This window comes from Kitasatospora sp. NPDC001309 (genome assembly GCF_042896295.1).
Classification (GTDB): domain Bacteria; phylum Actinomycetota; class Actinomycetes; order Streptomycetales; family Streptomycetaceae; genus Kitasatospora.
Genome location: NZ_JBIAXC010000019.1, coordinates 102,540 through 122,082, shown reverse-complemented (window position 1 = coordinate 122,082; position 19,543 = coordinate 102,540). Strand labels below are relative to the sequence as shown.

The following is a 19,543-nucleotide window of genomic DNA, read 5'->3' as shown; positions in this document are numbered from 1 at the left end:
GCCGGTCCCGTGATCCGTGCAACGGGTTCCGGATGCTGACAGCGGGCGGACGGAACGGCACAATCGGGCACGTCCACGCGCATTACCGCCCGGTAGGAAATGCCGTGGCACCGCCAGTGCCGCCAGGTCGAGGAGGACCCGTGTTCAGCACGATGCAGGACGTACCGCTCACCGTCGCCCGGATCCTGGAGCACGGGTCCACCGTCCACGCCCGTTCCACCGTCACCACCTGGGACGCGACCGGTCCGGTCGTCCGGACCTACGCCGAGGTGGGCGCGCGCGCCGCGCAGCTGGCGCACGCGCTGCGCGACGAGCTCGGGGTGACGGGCGACGACCGGGTCGCGACGCTGATGTGGAACAACGACTTCCACCTGGAGGCGTACCTCGCCGTCCCGGCGATGGGCGCCGTGCTGCACACCCTGAACCTGCGGCTGCCCGCCCAGCAGCTGTCCTTCATCATCGACCACGCCGCCGACCGCGTGATCGTCGTCAACGGCAGCGTCCTGCCGCTGCTCGCCGCCGTGCTGCCGCAGCTCGCGCCCACGCTCAAGCACATCGTGGTGGCCGGCCCCGGCGACCGCTCGGTGCTGGCCGGCTTCGCCGGCGGCGTGCACGACTACGAGGAGCTGATCGCCGACCGGCCCACCGACTTCCCGTGGCAGCGGGACATCGACGAGCGCCGGGCCGCCGTGCTCTGCTACACCTCCGGCACCACCGGGGACCCGAAGGGCGTGCTCTACAGCCACCGGTCGATCTACCTGCACTGCATGCAGGTCAACACCGGCGACAACTTCGCCTTCACCCCGCGCGACACCGCCCTGCCGGTGGTCCCGATGTTCCACGTGAACGCCTGGGGCATCCCGCACGCCGCCTTCATGTCCGGCGCCAACCTGCTGATGCCGGACCGGTTCCTCCAGCCCAAGCCGATGGCCGAGATGATCGCCGCCGTCCGTCCCACCGTCAGCGCCGCCGTCCCGACCATCTGGAGCGGCCTGCTGGACGAGCTGGACGCGGGCGACTACGACACCTCCAGCCTGCGCATGGTCGTCATCGGCGGCAGCGCCTGCCCGCCGTCGCTGATGAAGGCCTACGACGACCGCCACGGCATCCGGGTGCTGCACGCCTGGGGCATGACCGAGACCTCCCCGCTCGGCTCCTTCGCCCAGCCGCCGGGCGGCCTCACCCCCGAGGAGGAGTGGCCGTACCGGATCACCCAGGGCCTCTTCCCGGCCTCGGTCGAGGCCCGGCTGATCGGCCCGGGCGGCGAGCGGATGCCGCACGACGGCGTCTCGGCCGGCGAACTGGAGGTCCGCGGCCCGTGGATCGCCGCCGCCTACTACGGCGGCGCCGGGCAGGACCCGGTCCGCCCGGAGGACAAGTTCTCCGAGGACGGCTGGCTGCGCACCGGCGACGTGGGCACCATCACCGCCGACGGCTACCTGACCCTCACCGACCGGGCCAAGGACGTCATCAAGTCGGGCGGCGAGTGGATCTCCTCCGTCGAGCTGGAGAACGCCCTGATGGGCCACCCCGAGGTGGCCGAGGCCGCCGTGGTCGCGGTGCCGGACGAGAAGTGGGGCGAGCGCCCGCTGGCCACCGTGGTGCTGCGCCCGGGTGCCGCCGTCGGGCTCAGGGACCTGCGGGCCTTCCTGGCCGAGCGGATCGCCTCCTGGCAGCTGCCGGAGCGCTGGGCGATCGTCGAGTCCGTCCCGAAGACCTCGGTCGGCAAGTTCGACAAGAAGGTGATCCGGGCCAGCTACGCGGCCGACGAGCTGGACGTCACCACGCTCGGCAAGGAGTAGCGGACACACCGGAGGGCCGGCCCCCGTACGAACGGGGGCCGGCCCTCCGGCACGTCCGGGCTCAGCCCGCGGCGGCGACGCCCGCCTCGCCCATCGCGCCGATCCGCCCGAGCAGGTCGACGATCCGGGACTGGACGTCCTCGCTGGTGGAGCGCTCGGCGAGGAACAGCACCGTCTCGCCGGTGCGCAGCCGGGGCAGTTCGCGCGGGTCGAGGTCCACCGAGGTGTAGACCACGAGCGGGGTGCGGTGCAGCCGGTCGTTGGCGCGCAGCCAGTCCAGCAGTCCGATCCGGCGGCGGCGGATCTGGAACAGGTCCATCACCACCAGGTTGGGCTGCACGCTGCTGGCCCGGGCGACGGCGTCGTTCTCGTCCACCGCGTGCTCGACGTGCATGCCGCGCCGCTCCAGGCTGCTGATCATGGCGGCGGCGATGTCCGGGTCGCCCTCGACCAGCAGCACCCGCGGGGCGTGGTGCTCGCCGTCGCGCGGGGCCAGGGCGCGCAGCAGCACGGCCGGGTCGGCGCCGTACGCGGCGTCCCGGGTGGCCTGGCCGAGGCCCGCGGTCACCAGCACCGGGACCCGGCTGTTGAGCGCCGCGGTGCGCAGCGACTGCAGCGCGGTGCGGGTGATCGGGCCGGTCAGCGGGTCGACGAAGAGCGCCGCCGGGAAGGCGTTCGCCTGGGCGTCCACCTCCTCGCGGGAGCGGACGATCACCGGCAGGTAGCCGCGGGCCTGGAGCGCCTGGCCGGTGGCCGGGTCGGGCTCGGGCCAGACCAGCAGCCGGCGGGTGTTGGCCAGTTCACCGGACGCGGCCTGCGGCTGCTCGGCGTCCGGGCGGTCGCTCCGGGCGGCGGGCAGTTCGGCCAGCGCGCGCGGCGCGGCCGGTACGGGCGGCTGCGGGGCGACGGGCACCGGGGCGGCGGACGGTCGCGGCGGCGCCAGTTCGGCCAGTCCGCTGCCGACCGGGCGGGGTCCGCCCGGCTCCTCGGCAGCGGGCAGCGCGGGCCGGGCCGGCTCCAGCGCGCCGCCGGTCTGCGCAGCGGGTGCTCCGGCCGGGGCGTCGGCGCCGGGCCCGGGCGGTACGGAGAGCCGGCGGCGGCGCCCGGTCGGTGCGACGGCGGGTTCGGCCGGGGCGGGTGCCGGACCGGCGGGCAGGGCGTGTTCCAGGCCGGGGTAGACCGGGGTGTCGCCCACGCCGGGGAGCGCGAAGCCGCCCGAGGAGTCCTCGGCGGAGGGCAGGGCGCGGCGTCTGCGCGGCTTGGCCTCGCCGCCGTCCTCGGCGGCGCCGTTCGGCGGCGGTTCGACGGGAGCGGACGTGGGCGCGGACGTAGGAGCGTCGGCGGGGGCGGCGGCGGGCGCCGGGCCGAGCGCCAGCGGCTCACGGCCGGCCGGCCGGCCCTGCGCCGGGCGCGCGCCCTCCACGGGTACGGCGTAGGCGGGGCCGGAGCGGCCGTCGTCCTTGCCCCAGGGGTCGCTCTGCGCCGCCTCCGGGGCGGCCGGGCCGGGGCGGCCGTAGGCGGGGTCGTTGCCGGTGCCGTTCCACTGCTCGGGGACGGCCCGCTCGACCCGGGCGGGGGCGTTCGGCCACTGGTCGGCGGGAGCGGTCGGGTCGGAGCTCCCGGAGGGTCCGGCTTCGATGGCGGGCCGGCCGCGGCGGCCGCGGCGCTCGGCCGGGGCCTCCTCGGCGGGTGCCTGCTCAGGCTCGGCGGCCTCCCGGGTGACCGGTGCGTCGCCGGGGCGGCCGGGGCCGGTCGGGGTGCCGGTGGGGGTCGGGGTGCCGGAGGCGGGGGCGGGCCGGGCGGATCCGGCGGCGTCGCCGCTGGTGGGCAGCTGCGGGATGCCCGGCAGCTCGGGCAGGACGGCGCTGTCGCCCTCCTTGGGCCGGTCCGAGCGGCCCTCGGCGGAGGCGCGTTCGGCGGCGGCCTTCGCGGCGGCCGGGTCCAGCGGCAGCTCGACCACGTAGGTGGTGCCGGCCTTGCCGGGCAGCTCGTGCGGCTGGAGCACGCCGCCGTGGCGCTCGACCACCGCGCGGGCTATCGGCAGGTGGACGGGGCTGCCGCCGACGCCGGGGCCGCGGATCTCGACCCGGGCGACCTCGCCGCGCTGGGCGGCGGCCAGGACGACGGTCGGCGGTTCGGCGGGAGCCGGCGGGGTGGGCGGGCCGCCCAGCCCGGGCACGGACAGGCCGGGGACGGACAGGCCGGGGGAGGGGGCGGTGGGGGCGTCCAGCGCGAGGCCGGTGCCGCTGACGTCGGCGACCAGGTGGGCCAGCGCCTGGGCGAGTCGCCGCTCGTCGGCGATCACCTCGACCGCGGCGGCGTGCACCGAGAAGCGCACCCGGCCGGGGCCGACCAGCTCGCCGGCCTCCTCGACGGCCCGGCGGACCACCTTGTCCAGGCCGACCGGGACCTGCTTCGCGGTCCGGCGCCCGCCCTTGCCGTCCTTGGTCTCCTTGGTGTCCTTGCCGTCCCGGCCCTCGGCCGGTGCGCCCTCGCCGGCCTCGGAGCGCTGGTGCTCCAGCACGCCGTCGATCAGCTTGCCGAACCGGCGGCACTCGTCGGCGAGCCGGCGCAGGGTCCAGTTGGCCTCGGGCCAGAGCTGCCCGGCGGGGTCGGCCGCGAGGCGGTCCAGCCGCTGGTTCAGCGCGCTCAGCGCGCCGCCGAGCTCGTTCTCCAGGACGGCGGTGAGGTGCTCGTTGCGGGCGACCAGGGCGAGTTCGCGGCTGCGGTCGGTGAAGGTCATCACCGCGCCCACCAGTTCGTCGCCGTCCCGGACCGGGGCGGTGGTGAGGTCGACGGTGACCGGGCGGCCGTCCTTGCGCCACAGCACGGTGCCGCGCACCCGGTGCTTGCGCCCGGAGGTCAGGGTGTCCAGCAGTGCGGACTCCTCCAGCGCCAGCGGGGTGCCGTCGGCCCGGGAGTGCTGGATCAGCGGGTGCAGTTCGCGCCCGCCCAGCTCGCTCGCCCGGTACTCCAGGATGTGCGCGGCGGCCGGGTTGACCAGGACGCAGCGGCCTTCGAGGTCCACGCCGAGCACGCCCTCGGCGGCGGCCCGCAGGATCATCTCGGTCTGCTTGTGCTGGCGGCGCAGTTCGGTCTCGACGCCGAGCCGCCCGGAGAGGTCGCGGACCAGCAGCAGGAGCAGGTCGGAGGACGAGGAGGCGCGGGGGCCGTCGCGGTAGGGCTCGTAGGGGGAGCGTCCGTAGCCGTCGCCGCCGTCGGTGGCGAAGTCGTTGCCGGAGACCTCGACCGGGAAGGTCGTCCCGTCAGTGCGGTGGGCGGTCATCCGGACCGGACGGTCCAGGGCGTCGGCGTCGCGGGTGGCCGGGCGCATCGAGCCCGGGATCCGGCTGGGATCGAACTCGGGCAGCAGGCCGAGCACGCCCATGCCGACCAGCGAGGTGCCGGGCGCCTGCAGCGCCTGGACCGCTGCGCTGTTGGCGTCCACCACGGTGCCGTTGCTGTTCACCAGCAACAACGCTTCGGGCAGGGCGTCGAGTATGGCGTCGAGGCGAGCAGCGCCTCGGATCGGCCTGCTGCTCACGTCGACAGGTCTCCTCGGCTCAAGGCAGCTCCTCCGGAGTCGGCAGTATCTCATTCTTCTTTGCGGCGGGAGTGACCCGCCTAGTAACGTTGGCGGTGGTTGGTGCCGAGCCCCACGGTTGTGGCATCATCACTGACACACGGAACGGGTCCGCTCGCGCGGGTACGGTCCATGTGGGGAGGCTTCGCCTAGTCCGGTCTATGGCGCCGCACTGCTAATGCGGTTTCGGGGTTATTCCTGATCGAGGGTTCAAATCCCTCAGCCTCCGCCAGCCGGGGAGCCCCGTCGACGATCACGTCGGCGGGGCTCTTCGCATGTCCGGGGCCCGTTCGCCGGCCGGCCGGGACGGGGCCCGGGGTGGCCTTCCCGGGGTCGGATCAATCGATTTCGTCCTACGTCGCAGGTCATGTAATGTTGTCCACGCAACGCCCCGGGGGCATGGTTCACCAGGGCGAGCGCTCATAGCTCAACGGATAGAGCACTTGACTACGGATCAAGAGGTTGCAGGTTCGAATCCTGCTGAGCGCACCAAACTCCGCAAGATCGGGTTCGCCCGTTCCTTGCGCTCATAGCTCAACGGATAGAGCACTTGACTACGGATCAAGAGGTTGCAGGTTCGAATCCTGCTGAGCGCACCAGCGAGAAGCCCCCGGCCACCGGCCGGGGGCTTCTCCGTTTCCGGGCACGGTTTCCGCCGCTGAGCGGGCGCTGGTCACTCCAGGTCGGTCCGGTTGATCCAGGGCACGTCCCGGCGGTCCAGGAACCAGTCCGAGCTGGTCAGCGGCCGGGCCCGGTTGAAGGTCACCGGCGCCGGGTCGTGCCGGACCAGCTCCGGGGCGGCCCCCAGGGCGAGCAGCAGTCCGGCGAGCTCGGCGACCAGCTCCGGCGGCCCGGAGAGGTGGACCTCCCAGCCGGTGAAGTCGCCCTGCCCGAGCAGCGTCTCCCGCAGCAGCGCGGTGGTCGCGCCCGGACCGGCGGGCCGGTCGGGGGCGGCGGTCAGCACCCGCAGCCGGGCCTGGCGGGTGAGCATCCGCCGCACGGTGTCCAGGTCGTACTGCCCCGCCGTCGACCGGGCGGCCAGCAGCACGGTGGCCACCCGCTCCGGCTGCCCGGCGGCGAGCTCCTCCAGCAGCGCCTTGGTCTGCCCCCAGCCGCTGCCCGCGGCGACCAGCAGCAGCGGCCGGTCCGAGGCGGGGGCGAGCACGGCCTCGCCCAGCGGCGGTCCGAGCCGCAGCAGCTCGCCGGGCATCACGTCCTCCACCAGGACCGGGCTGAGCAGCCCGCCGGGCACCCGCCGCACGTGCAGTTCCAGGCTGCCGTCCGGGCGCGGGGCGTTGGCGAGCGAGTACGGCCGCCAGACCCGGGGCCTGCGGGGGCTGCTGAGGGTGACGTACTGGCCGGCCGTGAAGGGGTACGGGCGCATCGGGGCCAGGGTGAGCACGACCAGGTCGGGCGCGGCCCGGCGGCGGCGGGCCACCTCGGCCTCCCACCAGGCGGGGTGGTGCTCCGGGAGCTCCCCGGCGGCCCCGCACATGATCCGGGCGATCACGGTGTAGGCCTCGGACCAGGCCTTCTCGGTCTCCGGTGTCCAGGAGTGGCCGGAGCACTGCCGCAGCGCGGCGATCAGGCTGGCCCCGACGGCCGGGTAGTGCTCGGGCGCGGCCTGGAACTTCCGGTGGTCGCGCCCGAGCGCCCGCAGGTACGCGGTGAGCCGCTCGGGGTCGTCCAGTTGCCGCACGATCCGGGTGAGCGCGGCGAACAGCCGGTCCCGCTGCTCGTGCAACTGGGCCGGGAAGAGCGGACGCAGGCCGGGGTTGTGGCTGAACAGGTGGGCGTAGAAGTAGGTGGTCAGGTGGTCGGCCCGGCGTTCCACGACGGCGAAGCTGGCGCGGATGACCGCGGGGTCGAAGGCCACCACGCCGCTCCCGGCTAGACCGACCGGGCTTCGGTGAGGGCCGCGCCCATGGTGTCGCTGACCACTCCGTAGACGGCGGTCCAGGCGGCCTCGGCCTCCGGGGTCCACGCGTCGCCGGCGTAGTGGGCGAGGGTGGCGAGCAGGCTCGCGCCGACCGCCGGGAAGTGCTCCACCAGCGCGCCGTACCGGGCGTGCCGCGCGCCGAGGTCGCGGAGCAGGCCGACCACGGTGTCGGTGTCCTCCAGGTGGGTGACCAGCACGCCGAGGGCGGCGAACAGCCGGTCCTGCTGCTCGCCCAGGTGCTCGGCGAAGAGGCCGCGGACGCCGGGATTGTGCTCGAACAGGTGCTGGTAGAAGTATTCGGCGACGACCGGGCCGTGGGGCTCCACCGCGGCGAAACTGCGCTTGACGAGTACGGGGTCCATAGTCACGGTGCCCGACTCTACTGAGCGGGTGGGTAATTCGAACAGAGTTCCTCGATGAATGGTCAGGTACCGGACACTGGTGTCCGTCTGATCAGCCGGAATTACCCTCTCTCCGCCATTCGGGTGGGTCCGGGCGTTCCCGGCGGGATCCATTACCGCCTAATGGATGAAATGCAGTCGTTTCGGGTACATCCCGTCCTGCCGCCCGGATGGCCGCCAATCGGGTGGGACGCGGCCAAAAGCGCAGGTGTCGGAGTATGACCGGTCCAGGATCGTGATTCCGTTTTGTCGGATCTTGTGCCCGGACTGCCCGCCGCCCCGGCAGCCGACCGTGAAGGAGAGCCGGATGAGCCGACAGTTTCCCCGCACAGCTGCCGTCCTGGCCGTTCTCACGGCCGGGGCGCTGAACGGTTGGAACGCCCCGCTCTCGGCGGCCCGGCAGGCCCCTGATTCCTGGTCGGCCGAACACCGGGCGGTACTGCCCTCCGGACTCTCCGTCCAGTTCGACCTCACGGCCGAAACCGGAACGGCGGTCACCGCCGAGGCGGGCCGATTGGCCGATCGTTCCGGAGGGGGGCGTTCCGTCGGGTACGCGGACGGAATGCACGCCGGAGACCCGGCCCAGACCTTCCTCCTCACCCCCGACCGTCCGCAGACGGACGGTTCCTGGCGGACCGTCGGAACCCTCCGGCTGGGTTTCTCCCGGCCGGTCCGCAATCCCCGGCTGCACCTCAGCGGACTCGCCGCCGTCGCCACCGGGAATTCCGGCACCACCAGCACCGCGGCCCGACTGACCCTCACCGGCGGATCCCCCGCCGCCCCCGGCCTGATCGGGCGCACCGACTGGCCCGGCTGGACGGTCGACGGCAACGCCCTGGCACCCGCGGGCACCGACGGCTCCACCGACGCCGCCGCGGGCTCCGCCGCCGAGGGCACCCTGGAACTCACCGGGCCGGTCCGCACCGCGGTGTTCCGGATCGAGCAGCGCTCCACCCCCCGGGCCGGCAGCACCACCGCGCCGCCCGTCCTGCGGCAGGCCTACACCGTCACCGTGGACGAGGACCTCGGCACCGCGCCGCAGGCCTACGGCAACGCCTCGCACGTGCTCTCCGACCTCTTCCTGGGCGCCGACGCCACCGGCCCCGGCCACCGCGACCGCCGCCGCCCCGCCGTCACGGCCGACCGGCCGCTGGTCGAGCTCGACCACGACGCGGTCCGGCGCGGCAACCCCTTCGCGAGCCTGCCCGCCGGCCCGTCCGGCAGCCCGCCGCCGCCCAAACTCCAGCCCGGCCGCGGCGAGTACCAGGGCGCCGACCCCTCGCTCGGCTTCCCCGACGAGGCCGCCATCGGCCGGTACTACCGGGTCACCGTCCCGGTCGCGGTGGGCGACCAGCCCGCCACCCTGGCCGGCTGGATCGACTTCGACCACAGCGGCCGGTTCGACCCCGCCGACCGGGTGCAGACCGAGATCCCGGCCGGCGCCGACACCGCGACGCTGGAGTGGACCGTGCCGGCCGGCGCCGCCTCCGGCGACACCTGGGCCCGGCTGCGGATCGGCCGCGACACCAGCCAACTCGTGCCCTCCGGCGGCTTCGCCGACTCCGGGGAGGTCTCCGACCAGCGGATCAGGCTGACCGTCGGCGCCGCCCGGCCCGAGGTCGCCGAGCCGGTCGACGGCACCGTGCTGGCCGACGCCCGCCCCAGGATCAGCGGTGAGGGCGCCGTCGCCGGCGCCTCGATGGAGATCCGGGACGGCGACACCGTGCTCTGCCGAGCCAAGGTCGAGCGCAAGGGCGACTGGTCCTGCCGCCCCGGCAGCGCGCTCGCCGCCGGGCCGCACTCCCTGACCCCGGTGGAGACCACCACCGGCGGCGTGGTGCTGCGCGGCGAGCCCGCCAAGGTCACCGTGAAGACCACCCCGCCGACCGCGCCGGTGCTCACCCTCCCCGCCTACACCAATGACCCGGGGCTGCAACTCACCGGCACCGGCGAGGCCGGCAGCACCGTCTCGGTCACCGACCGGTCCGCCCCCGCGTCCACCCCCGCCTCCGCCTCCGCCGAACTGTGCAGCAGCGCGGTCCGCCCGGACGGCGGGTGGTCCTGTCTGCCGGTCGAGAACCTGGCCGACGGCAGCCACCAGCTCGCCCCCGTCGCCGTCGACGCGGCCGGGAACCGGACGGCCGGACAGCCGGTCGCGCTGGTCGTGGACACCGTGCCGCCGGACAAGCCGGTGCTCACCGCGCCCGCTCCCGGGGAGGTCCTGCGGGTCAGCCGGCCCAAGCTCGCCGGACGGGCCGAAGCGGGGGCGAACGTGCAGGTCGCGGCCGCTCCGACGGCGGGCGGCGACCGTACGGTGCTCTGCGGGGCCACGGCGGCGCTGGACGGGAGCTGGAGCTGCACCGCCGGCCGGGACCTGACGGACGGGGAACAGTGGCTGACCGTCACGGTCACCGACCGCGCGGGGAACGGGACTTCGGCGGATCCGGTGCGGGTGCGGGTGGCGGCTGCGGGGGTGGCGAGCCCTTCGGCGGCGAGCTCTCCGGCGGTCAGTCCTCCGGCGGTCAGTGCGCCGGTCGTCAGTTCTCCGGCGGTCAGTCCGTCCGCGGCCGGTCCGTCCGTGGTCGGCCCTTCGGCGGTGAGTCCTTCGGTGGTCGGTCCGTCAGGGGCGGTTCCGTCGGGGGCGGGTGGGGTGGCATCCGTGGCGGCGAGTGCGAGCGTGAGTGCGAGCCCGTCGGCTTCGGCTTCGGCTGCGCCGTCGGCGGTGGTGGCGCCGACGGCCGTCGGGTCGCCGAGTCCGACCGAGGTGCCGGTGTTCCCGCCGATCCCGGTGGGGCTGCTGCCGATCGTCGTGCCGCCGGTGGCGCCGTCGGTGCTGGTGGCGCCGGCGGTGCCCCCGGTGCCGGCGCCGTCGGTGACGTCCGTCCCTGCGGTCCCGGCGGGGGTCTCGGCCGCCCCGACGTCCCCCGGCGCCTCCACCGGGTCCGGCGCCTCGGCCCGTCCGCCGGTTCCGTTCGTTCCCGCCGGTTCCGCCGTCCCGGCCCCGCCGTCCGGGAGTGCGGTGCCGTCCCCGGGCGTCGGCTCGTCGAGAGCCCTGGCCGCCTCGCCCGGCGGCAGCCCGGCCCCGGTGGCCGCGTCCCCGTCGGAGGTCGCCGCCGTGCCGCTGTCGGCCGCTGACCAGGAAGGATCCAGGGCGAGCGGCACCGCTGCCCGGCCGTTGCCGGCGCCCCCGGCCGAAGGGGCGGCGGCCGCCCGGCCCCGGGAGGCCGGCCGGCACGGCCTGCTCGCCGGGGTGCTGCTGGTGCTCGCCGGAATCGGGCTGATCACCCGTCGGGTGTTCGCCCGTGGATCCGGTGCCCGACGGCGCTGACCTGCGCCGAACCGTCCCGACCACCCGACCATGTGCCTGCGCGTCAGGTCAGCTTTGGACGATTCGTCAGCAATTGTCGACACACCTCGGCTCAAATGTCGCATTTGATGACGTATGAACTTAGCCTGACTCTGGCACTGCCCGTCAGATCCGGGCCGCCCGTTGCGCGACACACCAGACCCAGAGGATCCGTGCATGGACGTCACCCGCGATTCTTCGCAGCGACCCGACCACCTGCCCAAGGCGTTCCCCCCGGCCCTGCCGGAACGTTCCGCCTCCGGCGCCAGCCCGCTGCCCAAGGTCTCGACCGTCAAGGCATCCAAGCCGGTCGGCCCGGCCGGCCCGGTCGACGGCGGTCCGGCCACGGCCCCGCTGGCGGTCGTCCCCGCGCCGTCCCCGGCCGGTCCCGTCGACCGGCGGGACCCGCTGGAGGCCGTCGCCCCGGAGACCGTCGAGCTCCCCGAGCTCGGCCCGGCCGATGCCTCCGCCGTCACCACCTCGCGCCGCCCCCCGCGGGCGGACCGGGCGCTGCGGGAGCACACCGCCGCCGTCCTGCCCGGCTGGGTCGCGCTGCTGGTGGTGCTGCTCGGCCTGGCCGCGGTGGGCTACGTGCTGCTGCGCACCGGCGTCCTCCCGCACTGGGACGGGCTGCCCGAACTGCGCAGCCCCGCCGCGCTGGCGAGCGGCCGGGCCGGGATCGACGCCCCGGCCATCGCCGCGGTCAGCGCCGCCGGGCTGCTGGTGGTGCTCGCCCTGGCCGGCCTGCTGGCCAACGCGGGCGGCGAGACCCGGGTGCTGAGCCGCTGGGGCCGCTACCGGGGCACGGTGCGCAGAACCGGCCTGGTCTGGGTCAACCCGCTGCTGCGCCGCCGCCGGGTCGACGTGCGGCTGCGGCACTGGCGCAGCGAGCCGGTCAAGGTCGTCGACCGCACCGGCACCCCGATCGTGGTCCGGCTGCTGATCGTCTGGCGGGTCAAGGACACCGCGCGGGCGCTGCTGGCGATCGAGGACCACGAGGGCTACCTGCGCGAGCAGGTCCAGGCGGTGCTCACCCGCACCGCCTCCACCCTGCCGTGCGACAGCAACGCGGCGCCCGGCCCGGCGCTGCGCGACGGGCAGTGGTTCGCCGACGAGCTGACCCGGGCGCTGGCCGCCGAGGCGGCCCCGGCGGGCCTGGAGGTCTACTCGGTGCAGCCGCTGGCGCTGGACTACGCGCCCGAGGTGGCCGAGTCGATGCGCCGCCGCCGGCTGGCGGACCTGGACGCGGGCCTGCGGACCGTCCTGGTCGACGACGCGGTGGAGGCGGCGGCGCTGGCCGTCCGGCGCCTGGAGCGCGCGACCGCGCACGAACTGGACGAGGCCGCCCGCAGCGCGCTGATGGAACAGCTGCTGGTCGCCTTCGTCGCCCCGGCCGGAGTGGCCGCCTCGGTACCGCCCCCGGCCGCCCGGGCCGGGCGGAAGGAAGGACGACCCGCATGAGGATAGCCACCGGCGCGTACGCCGAACCCGGCACCGGCTCCGACGCCGATCCCGGTCTGATCGGCTTCGAGGAGCGCCTGGGCAGCATCCCCGCGATCACGGGCTGCGGCTGCCCGAACTGCGCGGCCCGGCCGCGCACCGCCCGGGACGCCGCGGTCGGCGGTGGCAGCCGAATACACCGGGCCGTGCGAAGTACCTGCCTGGCCACCACCGTGCTGGCGGGCGCCGGCGTGGTCGGCCTGACGGCCGGTGCGGGCTCCGCGCAGGCGGCGGCCGGCAAGCAGGGCTGGGACGGGTCGAAGTACTGGTTCAAGAACGGCAGCGGTCAGTGGCGTTGGACCAGCCACTACGACGTCTACGCCAGTCGCACCGGCCAGTCCGGTTCATCCGGTTCATCCGGCTCTTCCGGTTCGTCCGGCTCGAAGACCGTCTCGAACGGCTCGGCCTCCTCCTGGGGCCCGCGCCAGGGCTGGGACGGGTCGAAGTACTGGTTCAAGAACGGTAGCGGCGAGTGGCGTTGGACCAGCCACTACGACGTCTACGCCAGTCGCACCGGCCAGTCCGGCGGCGGATCGGACCAGGGCTCCGGCGGGTCGGGCAGCCGCCCGTCCCCGGACACCACCCCGACCGCCGGGACCACCGAGGCGGCCGTCGACTACGCGCTCGCCCAGCTGGGCAAGCCGTACGTCTGGGGCGGTGACGGCCCGTCCGGCTACGACTGCTCCGGGCTGGTCCAGCAGGCCTTCCGGCGCAGCGGGATAGGCCTGCCCCGGGTGGCCGACGACCAGTACGCGGCGACCACGCCGATCAGCGCGGGCCAACTGCGCCGCGGTGACCTGGTGTTCTGGTCGGACAGCGGCCGGGCCTCGGGGATCCACCACGTGGGGATCTACCTGGGCGGCGGAAAGTTCGTCGAGGCACCCCGGCCGGGCAAGACCGTTCGGATATCGACGCTCAACTCGGGCTACTACCCGACCCACTTCGGGCGGCCGTAGCCGGGGAGCACACCGGGCCCCCGACAGCACGCCGCTGTCGGGGGCCCGGCGCGTGCTCAGGCGGAGGCGTAGGTGAGCAGGGCGGTCTGGGCGGGGGTGAGGGTGAGGGCGGCGGCGGCGAGCAGCGGGGGGAGCTGGTCGACGGTGCGGGCGCTGGCGATGGGGGCGGCGACCGTGGGGCGGGCGGCGAGCCAGGCGAGGGCGACGGTGGCGGGCTCGACGCCGTGGTCGGCGGCGACCTCGTCGAGGGCCGCCAGGACCTTGGGGCCGCGCGGCTCGGCGAGGTAGCGGGTGGCGCCCTCGGCGCGGGCGCTGTCGACGCCCGGGCCGCCCGGGCGGTACTTGCCGGTGAGGAAGCCGGAGGCGAGCGCGTAGTAGGGCACGGTGGCGAGGCCGTGCTCGGCGACCACCTCGGCCAGCGGGCCCTCGAAGGTGCCCCGGGACACCAGGTTGTAGTGGGGCTGGACCGCGACGTACCCGGCCAGGCCCTCGCGCTCGGCGAAGGACAGCGCCTCGGCGAGCCGCTCGGCGGAGATGTTGGAGGCGGCGACCGCCCGGACCTTGCCCGCGCGGACCAGCTCGTCCAGCGCCGTCACGAACTCCTCGACCGGGGTGTCGTCGTCCCGGTGGGTGTAGTAGAGGTCGATGTGGTCGACGCCCAGGCGGCGCAGCGAGCCCTCGACGGAGGACTTGATGGTGGCCGCGGCCAGGCCGGTCGCCTCGGGGTGGCTGCCGACCTTGGTGGCGATCACGATGTCGTCGCGGTTGCCCCGGCTGCGCAGCCAGTTGCCGATCACCGTCTCGGACTCGCCGCCGGTGTTGCCGGGTGCCCAGGCGGAGTAGGCGTCGGCGGTGTCGACGAAGTTGCCGCCCGCGGCGGCGTAGGCGTCGAGCACGGCGAAGGACTGCTGCTGGTCGGCGGTCCAGCCGAAGACGTTGCCGCCGAGGGAGAGCGGGTGGACGGACAGGTCGGAGGTGCCGAGGCGGACCCGGCTCTGGTTTCCGGTCATGCCCGCAGTCAACCAGGCCTGTGCGGCGGGCCATTCCGTCGGTCACACGGATTTCACGATCCGGTCGTACCGCCGTCGCACGCGCGGGTGGCGGGTTCGCCTGGAGAGGGGTCCGGGGTGTGCCTGAGGTGGGCGGATTCGTTAGAGTCCCTGCCATGGCTGACAACGACTACGACCCCGCCGGTAACACCCAGATGTTCCGGGCGTTCGTCGACGAGAGCCCGGCGCGTCCGGCACCGGGCTCCGTCTCCACCTACGGCAGCAGCAAGACCGGCGGCAGTCGCACCGGCGTGATCGCACTGATCGCCGTCGTCGCCCTGGTCGTCCTGGGCGCCGTCGTCTGGCTGGCGGTCAAGTGACCCTCGCGCGGGTGGCCCCGGTGAGGGTCACCCGCGCGACGGGAAGTGACGGCCTCAGCAGGGCTTGCGCCAGGCGTTGAGGTCGAGCTTCTTCTGCATCGAACTGAACCCCAGGGCCTTGGTCTTGGCGCAGAACTGGTCCGTGTCGAGCTTGTACTCGACGTGGAAGACCGCCTTGCCCGCCTTGACGAAGGGCGCGACCCGGTCGCACTCGTCGAACTGCGAGCACTCCTCGTTGACCGCGAAGTCGAAGTCCGGCAGCAGCGCGGAGATCTGGTCCAGGTCGTTCTTGAGGCCGATGGCGAGGCCGCGTTCGTGGGCGAGCTGGGCCAGCATCCGGTTGTACTTGATCTGGTCGTCCGGGGTCAGCGGGAAGCCGCTGTTCTGGTTGTAGGCCTCGATGGTGTCCGGCTCGATGGCGTCGAAGCCCTTGCTCTTGCACATGTCGAAGCGGGCCGCCATCAGCGGCCGGAGCTGGTCGAGCTTGCGGATGTCGAACCACTTCTCGCCCTTCCAGCCGGTGTCCGAGCCCTGCAGGGCCTTGGCGAAGGCCGCGGAGTCGGGGCGGAAGTCCTCCCAGGAGCCGGCGTTGATGTAGCAGATCACCTTGCGGCCCTTGGCGTGCAGCGCGGCGACCACCGAGGCGTCGTTCTCGAAGCCGTCGATGTCGTAGACCGGCACGTCCACCGACTGGTCCACGGGGCCGCCGCCGAGCTGCCACTGCCAGGTCAGGCCCGGGGTGGGCTGCCAGCGGGCGCCGGCCGCCGGCGGGGTGGTGGTGCCGGGCGGGGTGGTGCCCGGCGGGGTGCCCGGGGCGGTGGTGCCGCCCGGGGTGCCCGGGGCCGAGGTGGTGCCGGGGTCACCGGGCGTGCCGGGGGTGCTGGGTGCGGCGGTGCCGGGGGTGCTCGGCGCGGTGGCCGTGGGCGAGGCGCTCTGGGTGCCGTCGGCCGAGTCGTTGTCGTCCTCCGAGCCCGAGCTGCTGCACGAACTGACCAGCAGCGCGGTGACGGTGGCGAAGGCTATGGCGGCGGGCAGCAGCCGGGTACGGCGGTTCACGGTAGTCGAACTCCGGATCGGGTCAGGTCAGTTCAGCGGCGGTCAGGCCGTGCGGCAGGGTACGCCAGGGGTTGTCCCCGGCGCCCGGTACGGCGCAGCCGACGCCGGCTCGCCGGGCGGTGATCAGTGCGGAGGCGTCGCGGGCGGACTCGGCGGGGACGTCGTAGACCAGGTGGCAGAAGCGGGAGGCCGCGTGGCGGCCGGTCCACAGCGGCAGGGTCATGGCGCGGTACGCGTCCCAGTCGCCCTCGAAGGTGACCAGCAGGTCGGCCAGGCCGACCTCGGCGTACGCCGGGTCCGGGTGCTCGCCGTGGCCGAACACCACGGTGCCGCAGCCGGCCGCCCGGGCCGCCGTGGCGAGGCGGCGGTAGTGCGCCAGCGCGCCCGGGTGGGTGGCGACCTGGTCGAGGTACACGCCGGTGATGCCGTGGCGCTGACGGTACGTCAGGATGTCGGCGACCACGGCGGCGTGCGGCCGGCGGCCGTAGTCGGTGTCGGCGTAGCCGACCAACGGCAGCCCGGCGGCGCGGAGTTCCTCGGCGGCATCGGCGAAGACGTGGTCCGGAACCTCGCCCGGACCGTCCGCGAGGTTGAGCACCACGGCGGCGATCCGGGCGGGGTCGGCGGCGGCGACCGCCCGCCAGGCCGCCGGGTCCACCGCGGGGTGGACGTACAGCGGCACCAGCAGGCGGCCGTCGGGGGTGGTCCCGGAGGTCATGCGACCACCGGGGTCGGCGTCGGCTCGGCGGTGCTGAGCCAGAGGTCGCGCAGGGTGTCGGCGAGCCCGGTCTCCGGGTGCCAGCCGAGTTCCCGGGCGGCGGCCGACACGTCGGCCTGCTGCCAGGAGACCGCGGCCGAGCGCTCGGAACCCGCCCCGCTCTCGTCGATCCGGCCGGTGAAGCCGGACGCCGCGACCAGGCCCTCGGCGATCGCCCGGACCCGTTGGGCCCGGCCGGAGGCGAGGTTGAGCACCCGGGGCAGCGGGCCCTCGGCGGTGACGGCGAGGCCGACCGCCCGGGCGATGTCCCGGGCGTCCACGAAGTCCCGGTAGGCGGAGAGGTCCCCGACCGTGACCACGGCGTCGGCGCCCTCGGGCGCCGCCCGGCGCAGTTCGGCCGCCAGCCGGCCGGGCAGCGAGCCCGCCGGGGCGCCCGGGCCGACCGGGTTGAACACCCGCAGCACCACCGCGTCCAGCGGCGAGCCGGCCACCGCGAGGGAGCCGGCCAGCTTGGTCGCGCCGTACACGCCCACCGGACGGGCGTCGGCCTGCTCGGAGAGCGACTCGCCCTCCGCGCAGACGCCGTACTCGCCGGCCGAACCGACGTGCACCAGGCGGGCCTTCGGGGCGCCCAGGGCGAGCGCCTCGCAGAGCACCGCCGGTCCGCGGGCGTTCACCTCGGCGAGCTTGACCGCGCTGCCGGCCACCGCGCCGGCGAAGTTGACCACCACGTCGGGGGCCAGCGCGGCCAGTTCCTCGCCGAGCGGGCCGGCCTGGGCGCTGCCCAGGTCCAGCCGGAGGTCGTGGGCGGGCCGCCGGCCCGCGGTCAGCACGGTGGCCCCGGGCAGTGACCGCAGGACGTCGGTGGCGTGACGGCCCAGGAAGCCGTCGCCGCCGAGCAGCAGGATTCTCACGCGGCCCGTCCGTCGCTCTCGGCGCCCGCGGCGGCGGGCTGCTCGGCCGTGTCGTCCGGGGCGGTGCGGGCGGCCGGGACCGGCAGTTCCGCGACGCCCGGCACGGTGCCGGCCGACTCGAAGGGCATCAGGACCGGGCGGATCGAGGAGAACTCGGCGTTCGCCCGGTCGTAGTCGTCCGGGCGGCCGATGTCGAGCCAGTAGCCGCCGAAGTCGTACGCGGCCGGCGGGGTGTCGGCGGCCAGCAGGTCGAGCACCAGCTCGTCGAAGCCCAGCGGCAGGCCCGGGGTGTACTTGGCGAGCGCGGAGCGGGAGACGCCGTACACGCCCATCGAGACCCGGTAGTCGATGCTGGGCTTCTCCTGGAAGCCGGTGATGGTGCCGGACTCGGCGGTCAGCACACCGAAGTCGATCTTCACCTGACGGGCGTAGGTGGCGATGGTCAGCGGGGCGCCGGACGTCTCGTGGTGCTTGAGCACCCCGGCGAAGTCCAGGTCGGTGAGGATGTCGCCGTTCATCACCAGGAAGTGCTCGGGCAGGCGGTCCTGCATGGTGAGCAGCGGGCCCATGGTGCCGAGCGGGCTGTCCTCGACGGCGTAGCCGACCCGCAGGCCCCACTGGGACCCGTTGCCGACGTAGGCGCGGATGATGTGGCCGAGGTGGCCGATGGCCAGGGTGACGGTCTTGAAGCCCGAGGCGGCGAGCTGGCGCATCACGATCTCCAGGATCGCGTGCTGGTCGCCGATCGGGACGAGCGGCTTGGGAAGCGCGGTGGTGTAGGGGCGGAGTCGAACGCCCTTACCGCCGGCCAGGATCACTGCGTGCATGGTGTTTCCCCCACGGAAAGGATGTGCAGGCCACGAACCTTGGTAACCAGGACGAGCATGATCGTTACGGCGGTCAGACGTTGTAGATGTCGGTCTTGTAGCGGGCCAGGTTGGCCGGGTCGCGGAAGAACTCGATGGTCTGCTCCAGGCCCTGCTCCAGCGTGAACTGCGGCGCCCAGCCGGTGGCCGTGCGCAGCCGGGTGGCGTCCGCGACCAGGCGCATGACCTCGGAGTTGGTCGGACGGATGCGCTGCTCGTCCTCCTTCACCACCAGGTCCACGCCCATCAGCTTGCCGACCAGGGTGACCAGGTCGCCGACCGAGATCTCGCCGCCGGTACCGGCGTTGAAGGTCCGGCCGACCACGGTCTCGGCGGCCGCGGTGCCCACCGTGCGGAAGGCGTTGGCGGTGTCCTTGACGAACATGAAGTCGCGGGTCGGGCGCAGGTCGCCGAGGGTGATCTCGGTCTGGCCGGCCGCGACCTGGGCGATCACGGTCGGGATGACGGCGCGCATCGACTGCCGCGGGCCGAAGGTGTTGAACGGGCGCAGGGTGACGACCGGGGTCTCGAAGCTGGCGTGGTAGCTGTCGGCCAGCCGGTCCCCGCCGGCCTTGGAGGCGGCGTACGGGGACTGGGTGTTGATCGGGTGGTCCTCGGTGATCGGCACGGTCTGCGCGGTGCCGTAGGTCTCGCTGGTGGAGGTGTGCACCAGGCGCGGGATCTCCAGGTGGCGCACGGCCTCCAGGACGTTCAGGGTGCCGGTGACGTTGGTGTCCACGTACGAGTGGGGGGCGCTGTAGGAGTACGGGATCGCGATCAGGGCGGCCAGGTGGTAGACCGCCTCGGTGCCCTTGACCAGGCCGTTGACCGAGCCCGGGTCCCGGACGTCGCCGAGGACGATCTCGACCGAGTCCAGCACCTCCGGCGCCAGGGTCTCCAGCCAGCCGAAGGAGGAGAAGGAGTTGTACTGGACCATCGCGCGGACGTGGTGCCCGTCGGCGACCAGGGTCTCGACGAGGTGGGAGCCGATGAAGCCCTCGGCTCCGGTAACCGCGACGCTGCTCATGCGTTTTCGCTTTCTCGTTTTCGGGAGCGGCCGGACGTCTGAGCACGACCGGCCGGTGGTGCCTCG

13 protein-coding genes, 3 tRNA genes and 1 pseudogene are annotated in these 19,543 nt (G+C 74.4%); 8 read left to right on the top strand and 9 right to left on the bottom strand.

Features of this window, described 5'->3' with window-relative positions; genetic code table 11:
• Window positions 1–140: 140 nt before the first annotated feature.
• Window positions 141–1,802 (top strand): long-chain fatty acid--CoA ligase, encoded by a 1,662-nt coding sequence (locus ACFY2K_RS20710; protein WP_380523405.1) that lies wholly within the window; start codon window positions 141–143, stop codon window positions 1,800–1,802.
• Between the two features lie 61 nt (window positions 1,803–1,863).
• Here ACFY2K_RS20710 and ACFY2K_RS20705 read toward each other — a convergent pair whose 3' ends face one another.
• Window positions 1,864–5,346, bottom strand: coding sequence for a PAS domain-containing protein (locus ACFY2K_RS20705; RefSeq protein WP_387713018.1), 3,483 nt, complete (start codon window positions 5,344–5,346; stop codon window positions 1,864–1,866).
• A gap of 177 nt (window positions 5,347–5,523) precedes the next feature.
• Here ACFY2K_RS20705 and ACFY2K_RS20700 point away from each other — a divergent pair.
• The 3 genes from ACFY2K_RS20700 (at window position 5,524) to ACFY2K_RS20690 (ending at window position 5,984) form a co-directional block, all read left to right on the top strand.
• Window positions 5,524–5,617, top strand: a tRNA-Ser gene (locus tag ACFY2K_RS20700).
• Window positions 5,618–5,801: 184 nt separating this feature from the next.
• Window positions 5,802–5,877 (top strand) — tRNA-Arg (locus tag ACFY2K_RS20695).
• 31 nt (window positions 5,878–5,908) lie between these two features.
• Window positions 5,909–5,984, top strand: a tRNA-Arg gene (locus tag ACFY2K_RS20690).
• A gap of 74 nt (window positions 5,985–6,058) precedes the next feature.
• On the opposite strand, the gene ACFY2K_RS20685 is transcribed toward ACFY2K_RS20690, so the two are convergent.
• Together ACFY2K_RS20685 and ACFY2K_RS20680 are read right to left on the bottom strand one after the other, a co-directional pair.
• Entirely contained in the window at window positions 6,059–7,261 is a 1,203-nt protein-coding gene (locus ACFY2K_RS20685) for a globin domain-containing protein (RefSeq protein WP_380640448.1), read from the bottom strand.
• A gap of 14 nt (window positions 7,262–7,275) precedes the next feature.
• On the bottom strand, window positions 7,276–7,686 hold the full coding sequence (locus tag ACFY2K_RS20680; protein WP_380523450.1) for a globin domain-containing protein: 411 nt from the start codon (window positions 7,684–7,686) through the stop codon (window positions 7,276–7,278).
• Between the two features lie 346 nt (window positions 7,687–8,032).
• Between ACFY2K_RS20680 and ACFY2K_RS20675 the strand changes: the two genes are divergently transcribed.
• The 3 genes from ACFY2K_RS20675 to ACFY2K_RS20665 all read left to right on the top strand — a co-directional run bounded on the left by ACFY2K_RS20675 (window position 8,033) and on the right by ACFY2K_RS20665 (window position 13,527).
• Window positions 8,033–11,053: an Ig-like domain-containing protein gene (locus tag ACFY2K_RS20675; protein ID WP_380640450.1), complete on the top strand. Its 3,021-nt coding sequence runs from the start codon at window positions 8,033–8,035 to the stop codon at window positions 11,051–11,053.
• A 195-nt stretch (window positions 11,054–11,248) separates the two neighbouring features.
• Complete coding sequence (locus tag ACFY2K_RS20670) at window positions 11,249–12,532, top strand: SPFH domain-containing protein (protein WP_380523410.1); 1,284 nt, start codon at window positions 11,249–11,251, stop codon at window positions 12,530–12,532.
• Window positions 12,529–13,527 (top strand): C40 family peptidase, encoded by a 999-nt coding sequence (locus ACFY2K_RS20665; RefSeq protein ID WP_380523411.1) that lies wholly within the window; start codon window positions 12,529–12,531, stop codon window positions 13,525–13,527. Before ACFY2K_RS20670 ends, ACFY2K_RS20665 begins: the two co-directional genes overlap by 4 nt.
• Window positions 13,528–13,583: 56 nt before the next feature.
• Here ACFY2K_RS20665 and ACFY2K_RS20660 read toward each other — a convergent pair whose 3' ends face one another.
• Window positions 13,584–14,537 carry an aldo/keto reductase gene (locus ACFY2K_RS20660; protein WP_387713013.1) on the bottom strand — a complete coding sequence of 318 codons (954 nt, stop codon included), beginning with the start codon at window positions 14,535–14,537 and terminating at the stop codon, window positions 13,584–13,586.
• Window positions 14,538–14,692: 155 nt separating this feature from the next.
• On the opposite strand from ACFY2K_RS20660, the gene ACFY2K_RS20655 reads away from it, so the two are divergent.
• The gene (locus ACFY2K_RS20655; RefSeq protein ID WP_375882615.1) at window positions 14,693–14,896 is read left to right on the top strand and encodes a hypothetical protein; all 204 of its coding nucleotides are present in this window, start codon (window positions 14,693–14,695) and stop codon (window positions 14,894–14,896) included.
• A gap of 54 nt (window positions 14,897–14,950) precedes the next feature.
• Here ACFY2K_RS20655 and ACFY2K_RS20650 read toward each other — a convergent pair whose 3' ends face one another.
• From ACFY2K_RS20650 to ACFY2K_RS20630, 5 genes and pseudogenes are all read right to left on the bottom strand, one after another.
• Window positions 14,951–15,952, bottom strand: coding sequence for an endo alpha-1,4 polygalactosaminidase (locus ACFY2K_RS20650; RefSeq protein ID WP_380523413.1), 1,002 nt, complete (start codon window positions 15,950–15,952; stop codon window positions 14,951–14,953).
• A gap of 22 nt (window positions 15,953–15,974) precedes the next feature.
• Window positions 15,975–16,670, bottom strand: coding sequence for a spherulation-specific family 4 protein (locus tag ACFY2K_RS20645; RefSeq protein ID WP_375882610.1), 696 nt, complete (start codon window positions 16,668–16,670; stop codon window positions 15,975–15,977).
• Window positions 16,667–17,584: an NAD-dependent epimerase/dehydratase family protein gene (locus tag ACFY2K_RS20640; protein WP_380523414.1), complete on the bottom strand. Its 918-nt coding sequence runs from the start codon at window positions 17,582–17,584 to the stop codon at window positions 16,667–16,669. Before ACFY2K_RS20640 ends, ACFY2K_RS20645 begins: the two co-directional genes overlap by 4 nt.
• A gap of 125 nt (window positions 17,585–17,709) precedes the next feature.
• Window positions 17,710–18,411: pseudogene (locus ACFY2K_RS20635) on the bottom strand (NDP-sugar synthase); the annotation flags it as partial.
• Between the two features lie 73 nt (window positions 18,412–18,484).
• Entirely contained in the window at window positions 18,485–19,477 is a 993-nt protein-coding gene (locus ACFY2K_RS20630; protein ID WP_375882606.1) for an SDR family NAD(P)-dependent oxidoreductase, read from the bottom strand.
• Window positions 19,478–19,543: the final 66 nt, after the last annotated feature.

Bases quoted from the DNA above. Each gene is read 5' to 3' on its own strand.
- ACFY2K_RS20655 (WP_375882615.1), top strand. From the start codon at position 14,693: ATGGCTGACAACGACTACGACCCCGCCGGTAACACCCAGATGTTCCGG.
- ACFY2K_RS20660 (WP_387713013.1), bottom strand. From the start codon at position 14,537: ATGACCGGAAACCAGAGCCGGGTCCGCCTCGGCACCTCCGACCTGTCC.
- ACFY2K_RS20670 (WP_380523410.1), top strand. From the start codon at position 11,249: ATGGACGTCACCCGCGATTCTTCGCAGCGACCCGACCACCTGCCCAAG.
- ACFY2K_RS20665 (WP_380523411.1), top strand. From the start codon at position 12,529: ATGAGGATAGCCACCGGCGCGTACGCCGAACCCGGCACCGGCTCCGAC.
- ACFY2K_RS20680 (WP_380523450.1), bottom strand. From the start codon at position 7,686: ATGGACCCCGTACTCGTCAAGCGCAGTTTCGCCGCGGTGGAGCCCCAC.
- ACFY2K_RS20675 (WP_380640450.1), top strand. From the start codon at position 8,033: ATGAGCCGACAGTTTCCCCGCACAGCTGCCGTCCTGGCCGTTCTCACG.
- ACFY2K_RS20645 (WP_375882610.1), bottom strand. From the start codon at position 16,670: ATGACCTCCGGGACCACCCCCGACGGCCGCCTGCTGGTGCCGCTGTAC.
- ACFY2K_RS20630 (WP_375882606.1), bottom strand. From the start codon at position 19,477: ATGAGCAGCGTCGCGGTTACCGGAGCCGAGGGCTTCATCGGCTCCCAC.